The following is a 229-nucleotide window of genomic DNA, read 5'->3' as shown; positions in this document are numbered from 1 at the left end:
AGTCGGTCGCGTCCTTTTCCTTGCCAGGTGAGCGACTTAGCACTGTGACGCTTGCGCCAAGTGCGGCCGCCAGCTTGATAGCCATGTGGCCGAGGCCGCCCATACCAATGACGCCTACCCGACTACCGGGGCCGATATTCCATGTACGCAACGGTGAGTAAGTAGTTGCGCCAGCACACAACAGCGGACCGGCCTTGGCCAGATCGAGGCCCTCGGGCACGTGCAGCAC

Annotated in this window: 1 pseudogene; it reads right to left on the bottom strand. The window is 62.4% G+C overall.

Annotated features, from left to right (window positions below):
* Positions 1–229, bottom strand: a pseudogene (locus HWD93_RS18980) (NAD(P)-dependent oxidoreductase); the annotation flags it as partial.

The organism is Curtobacterium sp. C2H10, assembly GCF_025407985.1.
Classification (GTDB): domain Bacteria; phylum Actinomycetota; class Actinomycetes; order Actinomycetales; family Microbacteriaceae; genus Curtobacterium.
This window is presented reverse-complemented; position numbering and strand designations above follow the sequence as displayed.